Annotated in this window: 19 protein-coding genes and 4 tRNA genes; 11 read left to right on the top strand and 12 right to left on the bottom strand. The window is 61.4% G+C overall.

Annotated features, from left to right (window positions below; translation table 11 throughout):
* Positions 1–12 precede the first annotated feature (12 nt).
* From nuoI to nuoN, 6 genes are read left to right on the top strand one after another with little or no spacing between them, the layout of a single operon-like run.
* On the top strand, positions 13–558 hold the full coding sequence (gene nuoI / locus AC3WQN_RS00990; RefSeq protein ID WP_218192018.1) for an NADH-quinone oxidoreductase subunit NuoI: 546 nt from the start codon (positions 13–15) through the stop codon (positions 556–558).
* 9 nt (positions 559–567) lie between these two features.
* Positions 568–1,068 (top strand): NADH-quinone oxidoreductase subunit J, encoded by a 501-nt coding sequence (gene nuoJ / locus AC3WQN_RS00985; RefSeq protein ID WP_103401398.1) that lies wholly within the window; start codon positions 568–570, stop codon positions 1,066–1,068.
* A gap of 3 nt (positions 1,069–1,071) precedes the next feature.
* The gene (nuoK, locus tag AC3WQN_RS00980) at positions 1,072–1,380 is read left to right on the top strand and encodes an NADH-quinone oxidoreductase subunit NuoK (RefSeq protein ID WP_003180046.1); all 309 of its coding nucleotides are present in this window, start codon (positions 1,072–1,074) and stop codon (positions 1,378–1,380) included.
* The gene (gene nuoL / locus AC3WQN_RS00975) at positions 1,377–3,230 is read left to right on the top strand and encodes an NADH-quinone oxidoreductase subunit L (protein WP_103401397.1); all 1,854 of its coding nucleotides are present in this window, start codon (positions 1,377–1,379) and stop codon (positions 3,228–3,230) included. Before nuoK ends, nuoL begins: the two co-directional genes overlap by 4 nt.
* A 40-nt stretch (positions 3,231–3,270) precedes the next feature.
* Positions 3,271–4,803, top strand: a complete 1,533-nt coding sequence (gene nuoM / locus AC3WQN_RS00970) for an NADH-quinone oxidoreductase subunit M (protein WP_103401396.1) — start codon at positions 3,271–3,273, stop codon at positions 4,801–4,803.
* Between the two features lie 7 nt (positions 4,804–4,810).
* On the top strand, positions 4,811–6,274 hold the full coding sequence (gene nuoN / locus AC3WQN_RS00965) for an NADH-quinone oxidoreductase subunit NuoN (RefSeq protein WP_103401395.1): 1,464 nt from the start codon (positions 4,811–4,813) through the stop codon (positions 6,272–6,274).
* Between the two features lie 78 nt (positions 6,275–6,352).
* Here the strand turns inward: nuoN and AC3WQN_RS00960 are convergent, their stop codons facing one another.
* From AC3WQN_RS00960 to gltX, 8 genes are all read right to left on the bottom strand, one after another.
* Complete coding sequence (locus AC3WQN_RS00960; protein ID WP_095079271.1) at positions 6,353–6,790, bottom strand: acyl-CoA thioesterase; 438 nt, start codon at positions 6,788–6,790, stop codon at positions 6,353–6,355.
* 48 nt (positions 6,791–6,838) lie between these two features.
* A complete protein-coding gene (locus AC3WQN_RS00955; RefSeq protein WP_103401394.1) occupies positions 6,839–7,672 on the bottom strand; it encodes an alpha/beta fold hydrolase in 834 nt (277 codons plus the stop codon).
* A 29-nt stretch (positions 7,673–7,701) separates the two neighbouring features.
* Positions 7,702–8,241 (bottom strand): TetR/AcrR family transcriptional regulator, encoded by a 540-nt coding sequence (locus tag AC3WQN_RS00950; RefSeq protein WP_103401393.1) that lies wholly within the window; start codon positions 8,239–8,241, stop codon positions 7,702–7,704.
* Between the two features lie 190 nt (positions 8,242–8,431).
* Positions 8,432–8,507, bottom strand: a tRNA-Glu gene (locus tag AC3WQN_RS00945).
* A 79-nt stretch (positions 8,508–8,586) separates the two neighbouring features.
* A tRNA-Ala gene (locus AC3WQN_RS00940) sits at positions 8,587–8,662 on the bottom strand.
* A gap of 53 nt (positions 8,663–8,715) precedes the next feature.
* A tRNA-Glu gene (locus AC3WQN_RS00935) sits at positions 8,716–8,791 on the bottom strand.
* 79 nt (positions 8,792–8,870) lie between these two features.
* Positions 8,871–8,946, bottom strand: a tRNA-Ala gene (locus AC3WQN_RS00930).
* Between the two features lie 191 nt (positions 8,947–9,137).
* Positions 9,138–10,619, bottom strand: coding sequence for a glutamate--tRNA ligase (gene gltX / locus AC3WQN_RS00925; RefSeq protein WP_103401392.1), 1,482 nt, complete (start codon positions 10,617–10,619; stop codon positions 9,138–9,140).
* Between the two features lie 234 nt (positions 10,620–10,853).
* Between gltX and AC3WQN_RS00920 the strand changes: the two genes are divergently transcribed.
* Both AC3WQN_RS00920 and AC3WQN_RS00915 read left to right on the top strand, forming a co-directional pair.
* On the top strand, positions 10,854–11,900 hold the full coding sequence (locus AC3WQN_RS00920) for an HlyD family secretion protein (protein WP_103401391.1): 1,047 nt from the start codon (positions 10,854–10,856) through the stop codon (positions 11,898–11,900).
* Positions 11,890–13,440 (top strand): MDR family MFS transporter, encoded by a 1,551-nt coding sequence (locus tag AC3WQN_RS00915; RefSeq protein WP_095143193.1) that lies wholly within the window; start codon positions 11,890–11,892, stop codon positions 13,438–13,440. The genes AC3WQN_RS00920 and AC3WQN_RS00915 overlap by 11 nt, the downstream gene beginning before the upstream one ends.
* 303 nt (positions 13,441–13,743) lie before the next feature.
* On the opposite strand, the gene AC3WQN_RS00910 is transcribed toward AC3WQN_RS00915, so the two are convergent.
* Both AC3WQN_RS00910 and AC3WQN_RS00905 read right to left on the bottom strand, forming a co-directional pair.
* Complete coding sequence (locus tag AC3WQN_RS00910) at positions 13,744–14,856, bottom strand: succinylglutamate desuccinylase/aspartoacylase family protein (RefSeq protein WP_492589361.1); 1,113 nt, start codon at positions 14,854–14,856, stop codon at positions 13,744–13,746.
* Between the two features lie 99 nt (positions 14,857–14,955).
* Positions 14,956–15,735 (bottom strand): ABC transporter substrate-binding protein, encoded by a 780-nt coding sequence (locus AC3WQN_RS00905; protein ID WP_103401289.1) that lies wholly within the window; start codon positions 15,733–15,735, stop codon positions 14,956–14,958.
* Between the two features lie 268 nt (positions 15,736–16,003).
* Here AC3WQN_RS00905 and AC3WQN_RS00900 point away from each other — a divergent pair, with 268 nt between their 5' ends.
* Positions 16,004–16,654: a type 1 glutamine amidotransferase gene (locus AC3WQN_RS00900; RefSeq protein WP_178081926.1), complete on the top strand. Its 651-nt coding sequence runs from the start codon at positions 16,004–16,006 to the stop codon at positions 16,652–16,654.
* Between the two features lie 83 nt (positions 16,655–16,737).
* Here AC3WQN_RS00900 and AC3WQN_RS00895 read toward each other — a convergent pair whose 3' ends face one another.
* Positions 16,738–17,172: a rhodanese-like domain-containing protein gene (locus AC3WQN_RS00895; protein WP_103401288.1), complete on the bottom strand. Its 435-nt coding sequence runs from the start codon at positions 17,170–17,172 to the stop codon at positions 16,738–16,740.
* A gap of 100 nt (positions 17,173–17,272) precedes the next feature.
* Between AC3WQN_RS00895 and ftrA the strand changes: the two genes are divergently transcribed.
* Positions 17,273–18,250 carry a transcriptional regulator FtrA gene (ftrA, locus tag AC3WQN_RS00890; protein WP_103401287.1) on the top strand — a complete coding sequence of 326 codons (978 nt, stop codon included), beginning with the start codon at positions 17,273–17,275 and terminating at the stop codon, positions 18,248–18,250.
* Positions 18,251–18,334: 84 nt separating this feature from the next.
* On the opposite strand, the gene AC3WQN_RS00885 is transcribed toward ftrA, so the two are convergent.
* Positions 18,335–19,564 carry an acyl-CoA dehydrogenase gene (locus AC3WQN_RS00885; protein WP_103401286.1) on the bottom strand — a complete coding sequence of 410 codons (1,230 nt, stop codon included), beginning with the start codon at positions 19,562–19,564 and terminating at the stop codon, positions 18,335–18,337.
* A 176-nt stretch (positions 19,565–19,740) separates the two neighbouring features.
* Between AC3WQN_RS00885 and AC3WQN_RS00880 the strand changes: the two genes are divergently transcribed.
* A complete protein-coding gene (locus AC3WQN_RS00880; RefSeq protein ID WP_103401285.1) occupies positions 19,741–20,670 on the top strand; it encodes a LysR family transcriptional regulator in 930 nt (309 codons plus the stop codon).
* Positions 20,671–20,810: the final 140 nt, after the last annotated feature.

The following is a 20,810-nucleotide window of genomic DNA, read 5'->3' as shown; positions in this document are numbered from 1 at the left end:
GGATAGAGAATCATGAAGTATATTTTTGACATCGTGCATGGCTTCTTCACCCAGCTTCGCAGCCTGGTGATGATCTTCGGCCATGCCTTCCGCAAGCGCGACACGCTGCAGTACCCGGAAGAAGCCGTGTACCTGCCGCCGCGCTTTCGTGGCCGTATCGTCCTGACCCGCGACCCCGACGGTGAAGAGCGTTGTGTAGCCTGCAACCTGTGCGCCGTGGCGTGCCCGGTAGGCTGCATCTCGCTGCAGAAAGCTGAAACCGAAGACGGTCGCTGGTACCCGGAGTTCTTCCGTATCAACTTCTCGCGCTGCATCTTTTGCGGCCTCTGCGAGGAAGCCTGCCCGACCACCGCGATCCAGCTGACACCGGATTTCGAAATGGCCGAGTTCAAGCGTCAGGACCTGGTTTACGAGAAAGAAGATCTGCTGATCTCCGGCCCCGGCAAAAACCCTGATTACAACTTCTATCGTGTTGCAGGTATGGCCATTGCCGGTAAGCCGAAAGGCGCCGCGCAGAATGAAGCCGAACCGATCAACGTGAAGAGCTTGCTGCCTTAAGGAAGAAAGATGGAATTCGCTTTCTATTTCGCATCGGGTATCGCGGTGGTGTCCACGCTTCGTGTGATCACCAACACCAACCCTGTGCACGCCCTGCTCTACCTGATCATTTCGCTGATTGCCGTGGCGATGACCTTTTTCAGCCTCGGCGCTCCATTTGCCGGTGTACTGGAAGTGATCGCCTACGCCGGCGCCATCATGGTGCTGTTCGTGTTCGTGGTGATGATGCTGAACCTGGGGCCTGCCTCAGTCCAGCAAGAACGCGTCTGGCTCAAGCCCGGTATCTGGCTGGGCCCGGTCGCGCTCGCGGCACTGCTGCTGGCTGAACTGCTGTATGTACTGTTCAGCCACTCCAGCGGCACCGCCATCGGTCTTACCACCGTAGACGCCAAGGCCGTGGGCATCAGCCTGTTCGGTCCTTACCTGCTGGTGGTCGAACTCGCCTCGATGCTGCTGCTCGCCGCAGCCGTCACGGCGTTCCATTTGGGCCGCACCGAGGCGAAGGAGTAACTCATGCCTGCTATCCCTCTCGAGCATGGTCTTGCCGTTGCCGGCATCCTGTTCTGCCTCGGCCTGGTCGGGCTGATGGTCCGCCGCAACATTCTTTTCGTGTTGATGAGCCTGGAAGTGATGATGAACGCCTCTGCACTGGCGTTCATCGTTGCCGGTGCACGTTGGGCTCAGCCGGATGGACAGATCATGTTCATCCTGGTGATCAGCCTGGCAGCCGCCGAGGCCAGTATTGGCCTGGCGATCCTGCTGCAACTGTATCGCCGCTTCCACACGCTCGATATCGACGCTGCCAGTGAGATGCGCGGATGAACCTTCTCTATCTGACTTTCCTGTTCCCTCTGATCGGTTTTGTGCTGCTGGCGTTCTCACGGGGACGCCTCTCGGAAAACCTCTCGGCGCTGATCGGCGTCGGCTCCATCGGTCTCTCGGCAATCGTCGCGACCTATGTGATCTGGCAGTTCAACGTTGCACCGCCTGAAGGCGGCCACTACACCCAGGTGTTGTGGCAGTGGATGGCGGTGGGCGAGTTCAAGCCGAACTTCGCGCTGTACCTGGATGGCCTGTCGGTCACCATGCTGGGCGTGGTGGTCGGCGTGGGTTTCCTGATCCACCTGTTCGCGTCCTGGTACATGCGCGGTGAAGACGGCTACTCGCGCTTCTTCGCCTACACCAACCTGTTTATCGCCAGCATGCTGTTCCTGGTCCTGGGCGATAACCTGTTGTTCCTGTACTTCGGCTGGGAAGGCGTGGGCCTGTGCTCGTACCTGTTGATCGGTTTCTACTACAGCAACCGCAACAACGGTAACGCCGCACTCAAGGCCTTCATCGTCACCCGTATCGGCGACGTGTTCATGGCCATCGGCCTGTTCATCCTGTTTGCCCAACTGGGCACGCTGAACATCCAGGAACTGCTGGTGCTGGCACCACAGAAATTCCAGGCAGGCGACTTCTGGATGGTCCTGGCCACCCTGATGCTGCTGGGCGGTGCTGTCGGTAAATCCGCACAACTGCCACTGCAAACCTGGTTGGCGGATGCAATGGCCGGCCCTACCCCGGTTTCGGCACTGATCCACGCCGCAACCATGGTAACCGCCGGTGTCTACCTGATCGCCCGGACCCACGGCCTGTTCGCCCTGGCGCCGGACATCCTGCAACTGGTGGGCCTGGTTGGCGGTGTGACCCTGGTGCTGGCCGGTTTCGCCGCCCTGGTACAAACCGACATCAAGCGTATCCTCGCCTACTCGACCATGAGCCAGATCGGCTACATGTTCCTGGCCCTGGGCGTTGGTGCCTGGGATGGCGCGATCTTCCACCTGATGACCCACGCCTTCTTCAAGGCCCTGCTGTTCCTTGCGTCCGGTTCGGTGATCGTTGCCTGCCACCACGAGCAGAACATCTTCAAGATGGGCGGCTTGTGGAAGAAACTGCCACTGGCCTACGCCAGCTTCATCGTTGGCGGCGCGGCCCTGGCGGCCCTGCCACTGGTGACCGCCGGTTTCTACTCCAAGGACGAAATCCTCTGGGAAGCCTTCGCCAGCGGTAACCACGGCCTGCTGTACGCCGGGCTGGTAGGCGCCTTCATGACGTCGCTGTACACCTTCCGCCTGATCTTCATCGCGTTCCACGGTGAAGCGAAGACCGAAGCCCATGCCGGCCACGGTGTTGCCCACTGGCTGCCACTGTCGGTACTGATCGTACTGTCGACCGCCATTGGCGCGATGATCGTGCCGCCGCTGCACGGCGTACTGCCACAAAGCGTCGGCCACGCCGGCGGCGATGCCAAGCACAGCCTGGAAATCGCCTCGGGTGCCATCGCCCTGTCCGGTATCCTGCTGGCTGCCCTGCTGTTCCTGGGCAAGCGCCGCTTCGTGACCGCCATTGCCAACAGCGGTATCGGTCGTCTGCTCAGCGCCTGGTGGTTCGCCGCCTGGGGCTTCGACTGGATCTACGACAAACTGTTCGTCAAACCGTACCTGGCAATCGTCCACATGTTGCGCAACGACCCGTGCGACCAAACCATCGGTTTGATCCCGCGTCTGGCCAAAGGGGGTCACAACTCCCTCAGCCGTACCGAAACAGGTCAATTGCGTTGGTATGCCGCCTCGATGGCTGCTGGTGCCGTGCTGGTTATCGGCGCTGTCGTGCTGGTAGCGGTCTGACTATGAACCTTGCGAACTTGCGAAAGGAAACGAGCCCGTCATGATTCTGCCTTGGCTAATCCTGATTCCCTTCATCGGCGGCCTGCTGTGCTGGATGGGTGAGCGCTTCGGCGCCACCCTCCCCCGCTGGATTGCGCTGATCACCATGTCCCTGCTGCTCTCCCTCGGCCTCTGGCTGTGGGCCAACGGTGACTATTCATATGCCCCGGCGCCTGGCACCGATCCGACCTGGGCGCTTGAGTTCAAGCACGTCTGGATCGAGCGCTTCGGCATCAACGTGCACCTGGCCCTCGACGGCTTGTCGCTGCTGATGATCCTGCTCACCGGCTTGCTGGGTGTGCTCTCGGTACTGTGTTCGTGGAAAGAGATCCAGCGTCACGTTGGCTTCTTTCACCTGAACCTGATGTGGATCCTGGGCGGTGTCGTCGGCGTGTTCCTGGCCCTCGACCTGTTCATGTTCTTCTTCTTCTGGGAAATGATGCTGGTGCCGATGTATTTCCTCATCGCGCTCTGGGGTCACAGTTCCTCGGACGGCAAGAAGACCCGGATCTACGCGGCCACCAAGTTCTTCATCTTCACTCAGGCTTCCGGCCTGATCATGCTGGTGGCGATCCTGGGCCTGGTACTGGTCAACTACAACAGCACGGGCGTGATCACGTTCAACTACGCCGACCTGTTGAAAACCAAGATGTCGATGACCACCGAGTACATCCTGATGCTCGGTTTCTTCATCGCCTTCGCGGTCAAGCTGCCGGTGGTGCCGTTCCACTCCTGGCTGCCGGATGCCCACGCACAGGCACCGACCGCCGGTTCCGTCGACCTGGCCGGTATTCTGCTCAAGACTGCTGCCTATGGTCTGCTGCGCTTCGCCCTGCCGCTGTTCCCGAACGCATCGGCCGAGTTCGCACCGGTCGCCATGGCCCTGGGCCTGGTCGGGATCTTCTACGGTGCGTTCCTCGCGTTTGCCCAGACCGACATCAAGCGCCTGATCGCGTTCTCCAGCGTTTCCCACATGGGCTTCGTGCTGATCGGTATCTACTCCGGCAGCCAGCAAGCCCTGCAGGGCGCGGTGATCCAGATGCTGGCCCACGGCCTGTCGGCGGCGGCACTCTTTATCCTCAGCGGCCAGCTCTACGAGCGCACCCACACCCGCGACATGCGTGAAATGGGTGGCCTGTGGTCGAAGATTGCGTACCTGCCCGCCATCAGCCTGTTCTTCGCAGCCGCCTCCCTGGGTCTGCCGGGTACCGGTAACTTCGTCGGTGAATTCCTGATTCTGATCGGCACCTTCGCCAGTGCGCCATGGATCACCGCGATTGCCACCTCGGGCCTGGTGTTCGGTTCGGTCTACTCGCTGATCATGATTCACCGTGCCTACTTCGGCCCGTCCAAGTCGGACGCGGTGCTGCACGGCATGGATGCTCGCGAACTGATCATGGTGCTCGGCCTTGCGTGCCTGCTGATTTACCTCGGCGTCTACCCGCAACCGTTCCTCGATACCTCTGCCGCCACCATGCATGGCGTGCAGCAATGGCTCGGCACCGCCTTCACTCAACTCGCTTCGGCCCGGTAAGAGCGCTATGGAATTCACGATTCAACACTTTATCGCGCTAGCGCCGTTGTTGATCACCAGCGCCACGATCATCGTGGTGATGCTGGCTATCGCATGGCGCCGCAACCACTCACAGACCTTCCTGCTGTCGGTGGCGGGTCTTAACCTGGCGCTGTTGTCGATCCTGCCAGCCTTGAAAGTCGCGCCCCTGGCCGTGACCCCACTGCTGCAAATCGACAGTTTTGCCTGCCTGTACATGGCGCTGATCCTGGTCGCCACCCTCGCCTGCGTCACCCTCGCCCACGCCTACCTCGGCGATGGCGGTACCGGTTACCCGGGCAACCGTGAAGAACTGTACCTGCTGATCCTGATGGCCGCCGCCGGTGGCCTGGTCCTGGTCAGCGCGCAGCACCTGGCCGGCTTGTTCATCGGCCTGGAACTGCTCTCGGTGCCGGTCTACGGTCTGGTGGCCTATGCCTTCTTCAACAAGCGCTCCCTGGAAGCCGGCATCAAGTACATGGTGCTGTCGGCGGCCGGTTCCGCGTTCCTGTTGTTCGGCATGGCCCTGCTCTACGCCGAAGCCGGCACCCTGAGCTTCAGCGGCATCGGCATGGCGCTGGAAGCCACCGGCCTGCCTAGCCCGCTGGCCCAACTGGGCCTGGGCATGATGCTGATCGGCCTGGCGTTCAAGCTGTCGCTGGTACCGTTCCACCTCTGGACTCCGGACGTGTACGAAGGTGCTCCGGCACCGGTAGCCGCGTTCCTGGCCACCGCTTCCAAAGTCGCCGTGTTCGCGGTGATGGTGCGCCTGTTCCAGATGTCGCCAGTGGCCAACAGCGGTGTGTTGAGCACCGTGCTGACCGTGATCGCGATTGCCTCGATCCTGTTCGGTAACCTGCTGGCGCTGACCCAGAGCAACCTCAAGCGTCTGCTGGGTTACTCCTCCATTGCCCACTTCGGCTACCTGCTGATCGCCCTGGTGGCGAGCAAGGGCCTGGCACTGGAAGCCATCGGCGTGTACCTGGTCACCTACGTGATCACCAGCCTCGGCGCCTTCGGCGTGATCACCCTGATGTCCTCGCCGTACAAAGGCCGTGACGCAGACGCCCTGTACGAGTACCGCGGCCTGTTCTGGCGTCGTCCGTACCTGACCGCCGTACTGACCGTGATGATGTTGTCCCTGGCCGGTATCCCGCTGACCGCAGGCTTCATCGGCAAGTTCTACATCATTGCCACCGGTGTCGAATCGCACCAGTGGTGGCTGGTCGGCTCGCTGGTACTGGGTAGCGCCATTGGCGTCTTCTACTACCTGCGCGTGATGGTCACCCTGTTCCTGATCGAACCCAACCTGCGTCGCGTTGACGCTCAGTTGCACTGGGAGCAAAAGGCAGGTGGCGTCATGCTGCTGGCCATCGCCGTCCTGGCGTTCTTCCTGGGCGTCTACCCACAACCGTTGCTGAACCTGGTTCAGCAAACCGGCCTGGTGGGCTGATCGCTCCAGCGACAGACAGCAGCAACAGAAACGGCACCTTCGGGTGCCGTTTTTGCATTCAGGGGATCTGCCTTGAGGTCAGGCGATGGCGTGCAACGCCGGGCCATAACCCTCGATGAACTCGGCCGGCATGCGCTTGGGCTTTCCGCTCGACAGCTCGATACAGACAAAGGTGGTCTGGGCCCGCAGCAGCGTGGCGTTGTCACGGGGACGGATCAGCTGGAAATGGCGCGTCATTTTCAGGCGCTGATCCCAGTCGACGATCCAGGTCGCCAACTGCAACTCATCACCCTCATAGGCCGCCGCCAGGTAATCGATCTCGTGGCGCACCACGGCCATCGCCCGGTCCAGCCGCCGATACTCGACGAGGTCCAGCCCGAGGCGCTGTGAGTGGCGCCAGGCGCATCGCTCCAGCCAGGTGACATACACCGCATTGTTGGCATGCCCCAGCCCGTCGATGTCCTCAGCGGCCACCTCAAGGTCAATGATAAACGGCGTTGCCCGATCCCAGCCCATGCCTCACTCCCGGTCAGATTATTCGACCGGGAGGAGTGTAACGGATGATCAGGCCGATTGGCGCGCCTGCAAGCTACGACCGGAGAGCAGCGACAACACGCCCTCGATCAGTCGAGGATCGGCCAGCACCCGCTGATGCCCGCCCTCCTCCAGGCGCAACAGGCGACTGTCGAACCAGGCGTCGTGAATCAGCTGCGACTCGTTGACCGGGACAAAGGTGTCATCTTCGGCATGCACGATCAGCCCGGGCATATCCAGCTGGTAGTGCGCGACGTCCAGCCGCGAGGCCTGGATACCGACATCCTGTTCGACCTGGCGGATGAACGCCGAGCGCGCCTTGGGCGGCAAGCCAACGTACCGCGCGAAACCGCGCAACACGCCGAGGATCCGCGCCGGCGCGGCGATGCTGACCAGGGTCTCGGTGCGCAGGCCCAACTGCACCGCGAGCATGGCGCTGGCCCCGCCCATGGAGTGGCCGATAACCGCCTGCAAGGGAGGCAACTCGGCCGCCGCTTCCAGCATGGCCCGGGCGAACAGCACGACGTTGGCCTCGCGCCCTGGTGAACGGCCATGGGCCGGACCGTCCAGCGCGACGACGGTGTAACCGCTGTCCACCAATGCGCTGATCAGGCTGGCAAACTGGGTGGGCCGTCCTTCCCAGCCATGCATCAGCAGCACCGTCGGCCCCTGCCCCCAGCGCAAGGCCGAGAGACCGAAGCGCAGGGTGATCCGCTCGGCCTTTGCCAGCAGCGGCATTTCCCAGTCCCGGGGAGGCAGCTCACGGGGCGTCATGAACGCCTGGCGCATCCTGCTCGCGACCCGCTGTGGTGCAATCCAGCCCAAGGTGCCATTAACGCCACGAACCCAACTTAACGTGCTCATCGCTCATCTCCAAAGGCTTGTGCTTCAGGTCATAACACCGCCGACTTGGCGGCACGCAGCAATCGATCAGACAACTCTCCGCCGCCCAGCGCCCGCGCCAGCGCCAGGCCACCCACCATCAACGCCAGGTCAGCCAGCACCTTGTCGATGTCTTCCGGGCTGTTGGCCAACTGCGCGACCATCAGCTCGACGTGCTCATTGAGTGCCATACGGAAATCATCCGGCAGGCGCCCCATCTCCCCGATCGACGCCGGAATCGGGCAGGCGTGCTCGGTGGAATCTCGGTGTTTGCGCGACAGATAAAACGCAGCGACCAACGCCCGGCGCTCCTCCCCTGTCAACTCGGCGTCCATCTCGGCGATCAACGCCCGACGCTGGCCGAGCAATTGAGTGAAGGCCTCCAGCATCATCGCGTCCTTGCTGTCGAAGTGCGCATAGAAGCCACCCACCGTCAGGCCGGCCGCCCCCATCACTTCGCCCACGCTTGGCTCGGCCGGACCCCGCTGGATCAGCGCGGAACTGGCGGCCTGGAGAATGCGTTCACGGGTTTGAGCTTTCTTGTCGTTCATCGTTGCCTCCGAATATTACGATAGAAATATTATTCTCATAATAAATTTACGCAAGTCGTTGATGTGACCGTTGGTCAGAAGGACTGTCGGGAAGAATAGAGGGAAGGGGGAATTGGCCAAACGCCAGACAAACAAAAGGGCCATTCAATAATTGAATGACCCTTATAAAATCCCGCAGAGCGGGTAATCGTGGCGTCCCCTAGGGGACTCGAACCCCTGTTACCGCCGTGAAAGGGCGGTGTCCTAGGCCACTAGACGAAGGGGACACAAACCCTTCTATACACTGATCAGCGCTGAGTACTGATCGATTCAAGGCCGGTGTGGCCAGACCTTGAACTGTAAAATTGGTGGAGCTAGACGGGATCGAACCGTCGACCTCTTGCATGCCATGCAAGCGCTCTCCCAGCTGAGCTATAGCCCCAGATTTTTCGCCTCGCGGCGGAGCGATGTCTTGCAACATCACTTCTGTAAAACTGGCGTCCCCTAGGGGACTCGAACCCCTGTTACCGCCGTGAAAGGGCGGTGTCCTAGGCCACTAGACGAAGGGGACGCAAACCCTTCTATACAACTGATCAACGCTGAGTGTTGATCGCTTCAAGACCGGTGTGGCCAGGCCTTGAAGTGTAAATTGGTGGAGCTAGACGGGATCGAACCGTCGACCTCTTGCATGCCATGCAAGCGCTCTCCCAGCTGAGCTATAGCCCCTCATCGGTGAGGACGGGGCGAATCTTAAGGGCGTATCGAAAGTCTGTCAAACTTATTTTTCAAAAAAATTAAAATTTTTTGCCGACATAACAATCACTTACCGCCCTCCCCCCGTAAATTCGGGGGTCTGGCGACCACTGCGCGCCCGACAACAGGCGCGCGCAATGGCCATCACTCCTGCAGGACGCGTCTCAGGCAATCGCGCCCAGCAGCTTTTCCCACTCTTTGTTTTCTTTCTTCGACACGCCACCGAGCAGGTCGATGGCCTGGCGCAGGCGGAAACGGGTCAGGTCCGGGCCGAGGATTTCCATGGCATCGAGCACTGACACCGAGCTGGCTTGCCCGGTGATCGCGGCGAACATCAGCGGCATGGCATCACGCAGCTTCAGCTCCAGGGATTCGACCACCGCCTGAATCGTTGCGGTAATGCTGTCCTTCTCCCACTGACGCAGGCTTTCGAGCTTCCACAGGATCAATTGCATCAGTTGGCGAACCTGATCACCCGAGAGCTTCTTGGACTCGAACAGCCTGGCCTCCGGGTTCACGCCACCGGCGAAGAAGAACCCGGCCAGTGGAGCAACCTGGCTGAAGGTTTCGACACGGCCTTGTACGTGCGGCGCGATCTTCATCATGTACTCGGGGTTCAGCGCCCAGGTTTGCAGGCGGGAGGCGAACTCCTCCACCGGCAACTCACGCAGCCACTGGCCGTTGAGCCACGAGAGTTTCTCGATGTCGAAAATCGGCCCGCCGAGGGATACGCGCTTGAGGTCGAAGTTATCGACCATTTCCTGCAGGGAGAACTTCTCGCGCTCGTCCGGCATCGACCAGCCCATGCGGCCCAGGTAGTTGAGCATCGCTTCGGGCATGAAGCCCATGCGCTCGTAGAAGGTCACCGAGGTCGGGTTCTTGCGCTTGGACAGCTTGCTCTTGTCCGGGTTACGCAGCAGCGGCATGTAGCACAGCTCCGGCTGTTCCCAACCGAAGTACTCGTACAACAGGATCAGTTTCGGCGCCGAGGGCAGCCATTCTTCACCGCGCAGGACGTGGGTGATGCCCATCAGGTGGTCGTCGACCACGTTGGCCAGGAAGTACGTCGGCAGGCCGTCGGTCTTCATCAGCACTTGCATGTCCATGCGATCCCACGGGATCTCGACGTCGCCACGCAGCATGTCCGGCACCACGCACACGCCTTCGCTCGGCACCTTCATGCGGATCACGTGCGGTTCGCCAGCCGCCAGGCGACGGTCGACTTCTTCCTTGGACAACAACAGGGCACGGCCGTCGTAACGCGGGGTTTCGCCACGAGCCATTTGCTCAGCGCGCATCTGGTCCAGCTCTTCCGCGGTGCAGAAGCACGGGAACGCGTGGCCCATCTCCACCAGCTGCTGGCAGTACTTCTGGTAGATATCGCCCCGCTCGCTCTGGCGATACGGGCCGTGGGGGCCACCGACGTCCGGGCCTTCGCTCCAGTCGATGCCCAGCCAGCGCAAGGCGTCGAAAATCTGCTGTTCGGACTCGCGGGTCGAACGCAACTGGTCGGTGTCTTCAATGCGCAGGATGAACTCACCGCCATGCTGCTTGGCAAAGCAGTAGTTGAACAAAGCGATGTAAGCGGTGCCGACATGGGGATCGCCGGTAGGCGATGGCGCGATGCGAGTGCGGACGGTGGTCATGGCGTGTCTCGAAATAATATGAAAAGCGGAGATGAAACAAAGGGCGAATGGTAACAGGCGACAGCCGCCCCGCTCCAGTGAGCAGGGCATTTAAGCCAAGATTGGGGCTACAAAAGGCGCTAACGCCACTGAGTGCCGGATTATCAATAGGTGGCATTTACCACTTATCGGCTATGTGCCAGATTCACCTCCTGTTAAATTCACTTACACTTTATTTCGACTACAAGCCTGCCCATGCCAGCCCAACTCAAGCGTCGCCTGTCCATTTTCCTGTTTATCGCCCTGCTGATTGCCGGCGGCTTCTTTGCCGAATGGTTCTTCAAGGGGCGGTTTTACGAAAGCACCGATAACGCCTATGTCCAGGGCGAAATCACCCGTGTCTCCAGCCAGCTGAGCGCACGCATCGACGAGGTGCTGGTGCAGGACAACCAGCACGTGGAAAAAGGCCAGTTGCTGGTCAAGCTCGAAGGTGACGACTTCCGCCTCGCCGTGGATCGCGCCAATGCCGCCCTCGCCACCCGCGAAGCCGAGCGCCTGCAAGCCCAGAGCAAGCTGACCCAGCAAGCCAGCCTGATTGCCGCCAGTGAAGCTCAGGTGGCCTCCAGCCAGGTCAGCCTGGGTCGCTCGCAAATGGACCTGTCCCGCGCCGAAACCCTGCGCAAGCCCGGCTACGTTTCGGAAGAACGGGTCACGACCTTGTCCGCCGAAAACCACATCGCCCGCTCGCAAGTGACCAAGGCCCAGGCCGATGCCCAGGCGCAGCGCCAGCAGGTCAACGCCCTCAGTGCCGAGATCAAGCGCCTCGACGCGCAAATCGCCAACGCCAGGGCCGACCTGGCCCAGGCACAACTGAACCTGACCCGCAGCGAGATCTACGCCCCCATCAGCGGCCTGATCGGCCAGCGCGCCGCCCGCAACGGTCAAGTGGTGCAGGCCGGCGCCTACCTGCTGTCGGTCGTCCCGGACCAGGACATCTGGATTCAGGCCAACTTCAAGGAAACCCAGATCGGCCACATGCAGCCCGGGCAAAAGGCCGAGCTGACGTTCGATGCCTACAGCGACACGCCCATCGAAGCCCGCGTCGATAGCCTGTTCGCGGCCTCCGGCGCACAGTTCAGCCTGCTGCCACCGGACAACGCCACCGGCAACTTCACCAAGGTCGTGCAACGAATCCCGGTGAAACTGACCTTTGCCGCCAACAATCCGCTGCACGGCAAGATCCGTCCGGGCATGTCGGTCACCGCCAAAGTGAACATCCAAGCCCCAGCCGATGGCCGGTGATCAACTGATCCGCCCGGTCGGCGAACCGACCCGGCGGGACTGGATTGCGGTGATGAGCGTGATGCTCGGTGCCTTCATGGCGGTGCTCGACATCCAGATCACCAACTCCTCGCTCAAGGACATTCAAGGCGCGCTGTCGGCGACCCTGGAAGAAGGCTCGTGGATCTCCACCTCGTACCTGGTGGCGGAGATCATCATGATCCCGCTCACCGCCTGGCTGGTGCAGTTGCTCTCGGCACGGCGCCTTGCGGTGTGGGTATCCGTGGGCTTTCTGTTCGCCTCCCTGCTCTGCTCCATGGCCTGGAGCCTGGAGAGCATGATCGTGTTTCGTGCCCTGCAAGGGTTCACCGGCGGCGCGCTGATCCCGCTGGCGTTCACCCTGACCCTGATCAAGCTGCCCGAGCACCACCGCGCCAAAGGCATGGCCATGTTCGCCATGACCGCCACCTTCGCGCCCTCCATTGGCCCGACCCTGGGGGGCTGGCTGACGGAAAACTGGGGCTGGGAGTACATCTTCTACATCAACATCCCGCCCGGCCTGCTCATGATCGCCGGCCTGATGTACGGCCTGGAGAAGAAGAGCGCGCACTGGGAACTGCTGAAAAGCACCGACTACGCCGGCATCCTCACCCTGGGTGTTGGCCTGGGTTGCCTGCAGGTATTCCTCGAGGAAGGCCATCGCAAGGACTGGCTGGAATCGAGCCTGATCGTGACCCTGGGCAGCATCGCCCTGATGAGCCTGATCACCTTCGTCATCGTCCAGGTGTCCAAACCCAATCCGCTGATCAACCTCGGCATCCTGCGCAACCGCAACTTCGGCTTGTCGAGCATCTCCAGCCTGGGCATGGGCGTGGGGTTGTATGGCTCGATCTATCTGTTGCCGCTGTACCTGGCGCAGATCCAGAACTACAACGCCCTGCAGATCGGCGAGGTGATCATGTGGATGGGGGTGCCGCAGCTGTTCCTGATTCCCCTGGTGCCGAAACTGATGAAGTTCGTCTCGCCGAAGTGGTTATGCACCCTGGGCTTTGGCCTGTTCGGCCTGGCGAGTTTTTACTCCGGCGTGCTCAACCCGGATTTCGCCGGGCCGCAGTTCAATCAGATCCAGCTCGTCCGGGCGCTGGGCCAGCCGCTGATCATGGTCACCATCTCATTGATCGCCACGGCCTACATCCTGCCCCAGGATGCCGGCTCGGCCTCGAGCCTGTTCAACATCCTGCGCAACCTCGGCGGCGCGATCGGCATCGCCCTCCTCGCCACCTTGCTGGACGCACGAACCAAGACCTACTTCGATTACCTGCGTGAGTCGATCGTCCCGACCAACCCGCAAGTGGCCGAGCGCATCGCCAGCCTGACCGATCGCTTCGGCAGCGAAACCGCCGCCCTGGGCAAAATCAGCGAAATCGCCCACCAGCAGGCGTCGATCATGGCCTACAACGATGCGTTCCACTTTGTCGGGATCGCGTTGGCGGTGAGCATGCTGGCGATCCTGTTGACCAGGGCGTTGCCGGCGGGGTTGAAGGCAGGCGAAGCGCACTAGTCACCACTGATCGCTCCCACGCTCCGCGTGGTAACGCACCCAGTGACGCTCTGCGTCACAGCGGACGCAGAGCGTCCGGAGCGGCATTCCCACGCAGAGCGTCACTAGTGTCCGGTAAACATGTGTCATAGCTGAAGGCTGCCTTGGGCAGCCTTCAGCTTTTCTCGTTCCTGCCTTCGTCGGTATATGAATTCTTGGGTAGCAGGCCGTTCATGCAGGACATGAGCGATGCGAACCGTCAGTTCAAATAACGAGCCGGGAAAACCCAGCACCTACACCATCCCCCCGCAAACAAAACCAGACTCAATCATTGGTCAACTTGCCCACCCGAATCACCTCCCGCCCCGCCACCTTTGCCTGCCAGATCCCCGGCTCCGTATAGCGCCCGCGATCCAGCGCAAACAACACCCCGCTGGTCCCGGCACACACCACAGACACCCGGTCACTCAACGGATCAACCACCTCGAACAGCGCATCCCCCCGCTCGACCCACTCCCCGGCCTCGCGCAGAAAACTCACCACCCCATGATGGGGTGCAAACAGATACTCGGTACCGGCAAACGGCATCCCCTCACAGCAGGCTTGCGGTGCCGCCGGCCACTGCCCGGCAATGAACCCCTGCTCGGCCAGGAACCCCAGAATCGCCTCGCAATTGGCCTGTGCCTGATCAATCCGGGTATCGCCCATGCTGCCCAACTCCAGGGTCGTCGCCAGGTTGGCCGGAGGAATGGCCGCCTCAGGAAACGCCCGGGCCAACCGCAACCAGGGCGACGAACAGGACTCATCGAACGAACTGCCGCCAGAGTCTTCACACAGCAACGCAACGCCCGCCTTCAAGCGCGCCGCCAGCGACTGCCATTGCGGCCAGTGCTGCGGCAAGGCATAGAGATGAATGGCGGCTTCAAAATCGCAGTGCAGGTCCAGGGTGATGTCGGCGTCACAGGCATGACGCAGCAGCAACCGGTGCATGGCCTCCAGCTGTGAAGCCGGCGCTGGCAAGCGGTCGAGTACCTGGCCCATGGTCTGCCGGATCAACGCCACGTTTACCTCGGCGTCGCGACCCAATTGAGCGCCGATCAATTCACCGACCGGGCCGCTGAGCTCATGAAAAGCACGGTTGAAATTCTTGCCGCTGCCCAGTTCGAAACGCCCCATGTGAGCGCTTTGCAGGTGCTGGTCCAGGCCAATCGGGTTGGCCACCGGCACCAGTTCGATCACACCCTTGAGCTGGCCCTGGGCTTCGAGTTCGCCAAGGCGTTTTTTCAGCTCCCAGGCCGTGCGCATGCCCGGCAACTCATCGGCGTGCAGGCTGGCCTGGATGTAGACCTTGCGCTCGCCTGCGCCGAAACGAAACACGCTCAGGGTGCGCTCGGTGCCGAGGTGGCTCCAGGGCAGTGAATGGTCAATACGTTGCATGGTGGGCTCCCAGGGAAAACAGGTCGGGCAGGGTCATTCAAGTGGGCATAAAAAAAGTGGCCACCGCGTCAACGGTAGCCACCTTTTTGAACGGAGAAATTACTCGCCGTACACGTCAAACTTGAAGTACTTGTCCTGCACTTGCTTGTACTTGCCATTGGCGCGGATTTCGGTGATGGCAGTGTTGAACTTGTCGGCCAGCGCCTGATCGCCTTTGCGCACGGCAATACCCGCGCCGCCGCCGAAATACTTGGCGTCTTCATAGGTCGGGCCTACGAAGGCGAATCCTTTGCCGGCGTCGGTTTTCAGGAAACCGTCGTCCAGGTTGACCGAGTCTGCCAGCATCGCGTCGAGGCGACCGGCAACCATGTCCAGGTTGGCTTCCTGTTGCGAGCCGTAGCGCACCAGGACGATACCGGCCGGTTGCAGCACTTCGGTGGCGAAGCGGTCATGGGTACTGGCGCGCAGCACACCGACTTTCTTGCCCTTGAGTTCGGTCAGCGGGTCTTTGACCGCGGTGCCTTCCTTCATCACGAAGCGGGCCGGGGTGTGGTAGTACTTGATAGTGAAATCGACGTTCTTCTTGCGATCGTCGGTGATGGTCATGGACGACAGGATCGCGTCGATTTTCTTGACCTTCAACGCCGGGATCAGGCCATCGAACTCTTGCTCGACCCAAGTACATTTGACTTTCATCTGCTCACACAGCGCATCGCCGATGTCCACGTCAAAGCCGGAGAGTTTGCCCTCAGGCGTCTTGAACGAGAACGGCGGGTAACCGGCTTCAATCCCCAGACGGATCGGCTTGGCATCGTCGGCCACGGCGGTCAGGGACAACATCGACAGTGCCAGGGCACCGAGCATCACTCGCTTTTTCATTTATAACTCCTGTGTGCGGAGACTCTTATTGGCAGCATTCGATGGATAGCTTGTGGCTAGTATTTATCGAAGTGGCCGGCAGTCTAGAGCTGCGCCCGGCAAGCGAATTATGTTGAAGCGACAAATTGTTATAAAAATAAGCAGAAGGTATGACAAGCCATAGTCCACTGCACCCGCATGCTGCAACGCCCTACAGAAACGCCACGCTTTCGGTCAAGATGACGCACCTGCCGACAGAACACTCCACCCGCCAACCGAGCGCCGCATCATGCCCGAGCACTTGACCTCGCTGAACCTGATCCAGCACCACCCCGCCGAAGGCCCGGGCGCGATTGACGACTGGGCCGAATCCCGAGGACTGACCCTCAAGGTGTTTCGTGCCGACCTCGGTCAACTACCGTCGGAGAGTGCAGCACCGGTGATCATCCTGGGCGGGCCATACGAATCCAATGCCGGCCCCGAATGGCTGGCCGCAGAGCGCCAATGGCTGGCAGCCAGTATCGAGGCCGGAGCGCCGGTATTCGCCATTTGCCTGGGTGCGCAATTGCTGGCCCTGAGCCTGGGTGGCAGCGTGCGGCGAATGGCGGAACCGGAAACCGGCTGGACCCGCATCTCGTTCGCCAATGGGCAACCCCTGACGGTCCTGGAATGGCATGAGGATGCGATCGATCTGCCGCCCAACGCCCACTTGCTGGCCAGCAGCGTCCGATGCGCGCAGCAAATGTACGCTGTCGGCCCGACCCGTGTGGGCGTGCAGTTTCATCCGGAATGGAACGCCGAGTCCGTCGCCTTGCTCAATACCCATTTCGCGGACGACTCACCGCTGCCCCGGGACCAGGACGACAGTGCGGCCTACCGCCAGGTGTCCGACTGGCTGCACGTGACGCTGGATCAGTGGCACGCGGCTACCAAGGCTTGACCGATTGCCCTGTGGCGAGAGCACTTGCTCCCGCTCAAGCACCTGGCGGTCGCAACCAGCGCTCACCCAACACCCAGCAGTGATCAGCATTCACAACCGATCGCTGCACTGACTGACCGTTCGATCCCACCGCTCAACTCGAAGCCTTCATCCAGCCACCCAGTCACCCCGCCGATCATTTCCTTGACCGGATACTCCAGCGCCGCGAGTTTCACCGCGGCCTTGTTGGCGCCATTGCAATGGGGGCCTGCGCAATACACCACGAACAAGGTGCTTTTCGGGTACGCCGCCAGAACGTCCGCCGTGATCAAACGCCCCGGAATATTCAGGGCTCCCGGCACATGACCGCGCTCATAGGCGTGCGGGCCGCGCACATCCAGCAGGACGAAGTCCAGATCACCGGCCTGCTGGCTGGCAAACACGTCGGAGCAGTCGGTTTCAAAGGTCAGGCGATTGCTGAAATGCATCAAGGCAACGACTGAAGCAGCGGCAGGGACAGCGCTTACCAGACTGGTCATGGGAGTTCTCCGAAGCGGATATGGGGGTGTGAGGACTGTATCCAGATTGTCGTTGGCGCTACAGTGGCGCACACGACACTCACTGGGAACTTTCCGCCAAATGCACAACGACCCCGGATTAGTCGCGATTCTGGCCTACGACGGGCTCTGCACCTTCGAATTTGGAATCGCCGTGGAGATCTTCGGCCTGGCGCGACCGGAGTTCGATTTCGCCTGGTACGAGCACTGCATCGTAGGCGTTGACCCGGGACCGATGCGCGCCGCCGGTGGCATTCAGGTGCTGGCCGATGGTGGCATGGAACGGCTGGAAACGGCCCGGACCATCATCATCCCCGGCTGGCGCAGCCGCAGTGAGCAGGTGCCGCAAGCCCTGCTGCAAGCGCTTCGCCAAGCCCATGCCCGGGGCGCACGGCTGCTGTCGATCTGCTCCGGGGTGTTTGTCCTCGCAGCCACCGGCCTGCTCGATGGGCGCAGCGCAACGACGCACTGGCGATATACCGAGGAATTGGCCGAGCGCTTCCCGAACATTCTGGTGGACCCCGACGTGTTGTACGTGGACAGCGGCCAATTGATCACCTCGGCCGGTAGCGCCGCGGGGATTGATGCCTGCCTGCATCTGGTGGCCAGGGACTTCGGTACTCAGGTCGCCAATTCGGTGGCCCGGCGGCTGGTGATGTCGCCGCAACGCACCGGCGGTCAGGCGCAATTCATTCCCGCCCCTGTCAGCCGTACGCCCCGCAGTGATCTGTCGCGGGTCATGCACTGGGCACGGGAGCGCCTGCATGAGCCCTTGGGAGTGCGTGAGCTGGCAAGCCAGGCGGCCATGAGCGAGCGCACTTTTCTGCGGCGCTTCAGCGAGGCGACCGGCGAGTCCCCCAAGTCCTGGTTGCAACAACAACGCCTGGCCCGGGCCCGGGAGCTGCTGGAAAGCAGTGCCCACCACACGGAATCGATCGCCCGGCAATGCGGCTACCGTTCCGTGGAAAGTTTTCGGGTGGCATTTCGCAAGGTGGTGGGACTGCCGCCCTCGGTGTATCGGGAGCGGTTTGGTCGCGAGATGAACGCGCGGTCGGTTTGATCGCGTTCGATTGAAAAACCGCACAGGCAATCACCCGCAACCACGCCAGGCGGGTGGTTGCGGGTGACCCTGCCGCGCCGGGGCTTACTGCCCGCTGCGCAGCATGTCCTTGGGCACGTACTTGCCGATTTCAAACTTGCCGATCGCGGCGCGGTGCACTTCGTCCGGGCCATCGGCCAGGCGCAGGGTCCGTTGCATGGCGTACATGTAGGCCAACGGGAAATCGTTGGAAACTCCCGCGCCACCATGGATCTGGATCGCCCGGTCGATGACCTTCAAGGCAACGTTCGGTGCAACCACCTTGATCTGGGCAATTTCGCTTTTCGCCACTTTGTTGCCCACGGTGTCCATCATGTAGGCGGCCTTGAGGGTCAACAGCCGCGCCATGTCGATTTCCATCCGCGAGTCGGCGATCTTGTCGATGTTACCGCCCAGGCGCGCCAACGGCTTGCCGAAGGCGGTGCGATTGACCGAGCGCTTGCACATCAGTTCCAGCGCCCGCTCGGCCATGCCGATCGAACGCATACAGTGGTGAATCCGGCCCGGGCCAAGGCGCCCCTGGGCAATTTCGAATCCACGGCCCTCGCCCAGCAATACGCTCTCGTACGGCACTCGCACATTGTCGAACAGCACTTCAGCGTGACCGTGGGGGGCATCGTCGTAACCGAACACCGGCAACGGACGCAGGATTTTCACCCCTGGGGCGTCCACCGGCACCAGGATCATCGAATGCTGTTGGTGCCGTGGCGCGTCAGGGTTGCTCAGGCCCATGAAGATCAGGATCTTGCAGCGCGGGTCGCAGGCACCCGACGTCCACCACTTCTTGCCGTTGATCACCCACTCGTCGCCATCGCGCTCGGCACGCGCGGCCATGTTGGTGGCATCGGAGGACGCTACGTCCGGCTCGGTCATGGCGAACGCCGAGCGAATCTCGCCGCGCAACAGCGGCTCGAGCCAGCGCTGCTTTTGCTCTTCGTTGGCATAACGCACCAGCACTTCCATGTTGCCGGTGTCCGGTGCCGAGCAGTTGAACGGCTCGGGACCGAGCAACGAGCGGCCCATGATTTCCGCCAGTGGTGCGTATTCCAGGTTGGTCAGGCCGGCGCCGAGTTCCGACTCCGGTAAAAACAGGTTCCACAGGCCTTCGGCCTTGGCCTTGTTTTTCAGCTCCTCCATGATCGCGGTCGGCTGCCAGCGATCGCCCTCGGCGACCTGGCGTTCAAACACCGCTTCGGCTGGATAAACGTAAGCATCCATGAACGCAGTCACGCGTTCACGCAATTCCTGAACCTTGGGCGAATAGGCGAAATCCATGGGCAGCTACCTTTTTTGACGAGGTGGTGGAGGCGTTGTTGAGGTTATGAATCGATGCTAGATCAGCGTTGATAATTTATCTAACCTATTCTCGGCGTGTATTAACATTCATCACCGATATATGATCGACTGATCGAGCCACCTGCTCCCATAACAAAAGCCAAGAGCCAAACGCTATGAATCTAAGCAAGGTCGACCTCAACCTGTTCATCGTCTTCGACGCGATCTACACCGAAGCCAACCTGACCCGTGCCGGGCAGATTGTCGGCATTACCCAGCCGGCGGTGTCAAACGCTCTGGCCCGCCTGCGCGAGACCTTCAACGACCCGCTTTTCGTGCGCACCGCCCAAGGCATGGTGCCCACGCCCATGGCGCAAAACATCATCGGCCCGGTGCGCAACGCCCTGTCGTTGCTGCGCGTCTCGGTCCAGGAAAGCCGGATTTTCAACCCGCTGCAGGCGGTCAAGACGTACCGCATCAGCATGACCGACCTCACGGAAGCGGTAATCCTGCCACCGCTGTTCCAGCGCCTGCGCCGCCTGGCACCGACCGTGATCATCGAGAGTTTCCTGTCCAAGCGCCGCGAGACCACCAAGGAACTGGCGGCCGGGCGCCTGGACTTTGCCGTCGACGCCCCGCTCAACACCGACCCGCAAGTGCGTCATGTCAAGCTGATGGAAGACCGTTACGTCTGCGCCATGCGCAAGGGCCACCCCATGGCGGGGAAAGAGAAGTTCAGCCTCGATGACTACCTGTCATTGACCCACATTCATATTTCCAGCCGTCGCAGCGGCCTGGGCTACGTTGACCTGGCCCTGGGCAAGATGGGCATCCAGCGCAAGATTGCCCTGCGTTCCCAGCATTACCTGATGGCCTCCCAGGTGCTACAGCAAACCGACATGGTAATGACCGTGCCGGAACGTTTCGCCCGTCGTCATGACCTGCAGTCCTTCCTGCTCCCGGTCAATGACGTGCCGCCAGTGGAAACCCACCTTTACTGGCACGAAAGCACCGACCAGGACCCGGCTAACCGCTGGATGCGCGAACAGATGATCGAGTTGTGCCAGCAGGTGACGGCCAATGACAAGAAACTGGACAAGGTCTAATCGCGAGGGGGCAGCCTGACAGATCCTGTCATCGTTCATCGCAGGCGAGCGGTACGCCGCCCGGCCCTCTTCCACAGGCTCAGTGTGATACCTTCAGGCGTGGGCTGGCCCCCGAAAACGCTGCTTGACGTTTACGTCAA

This window comes from Pseudomonas sp. FW300-N1A1, from assembly GCF_058789115.1.
Note: the sequence above shows the minus strand (reverse complement) of the source record. Positions and strands in the feature narration are given on the sequence as shown.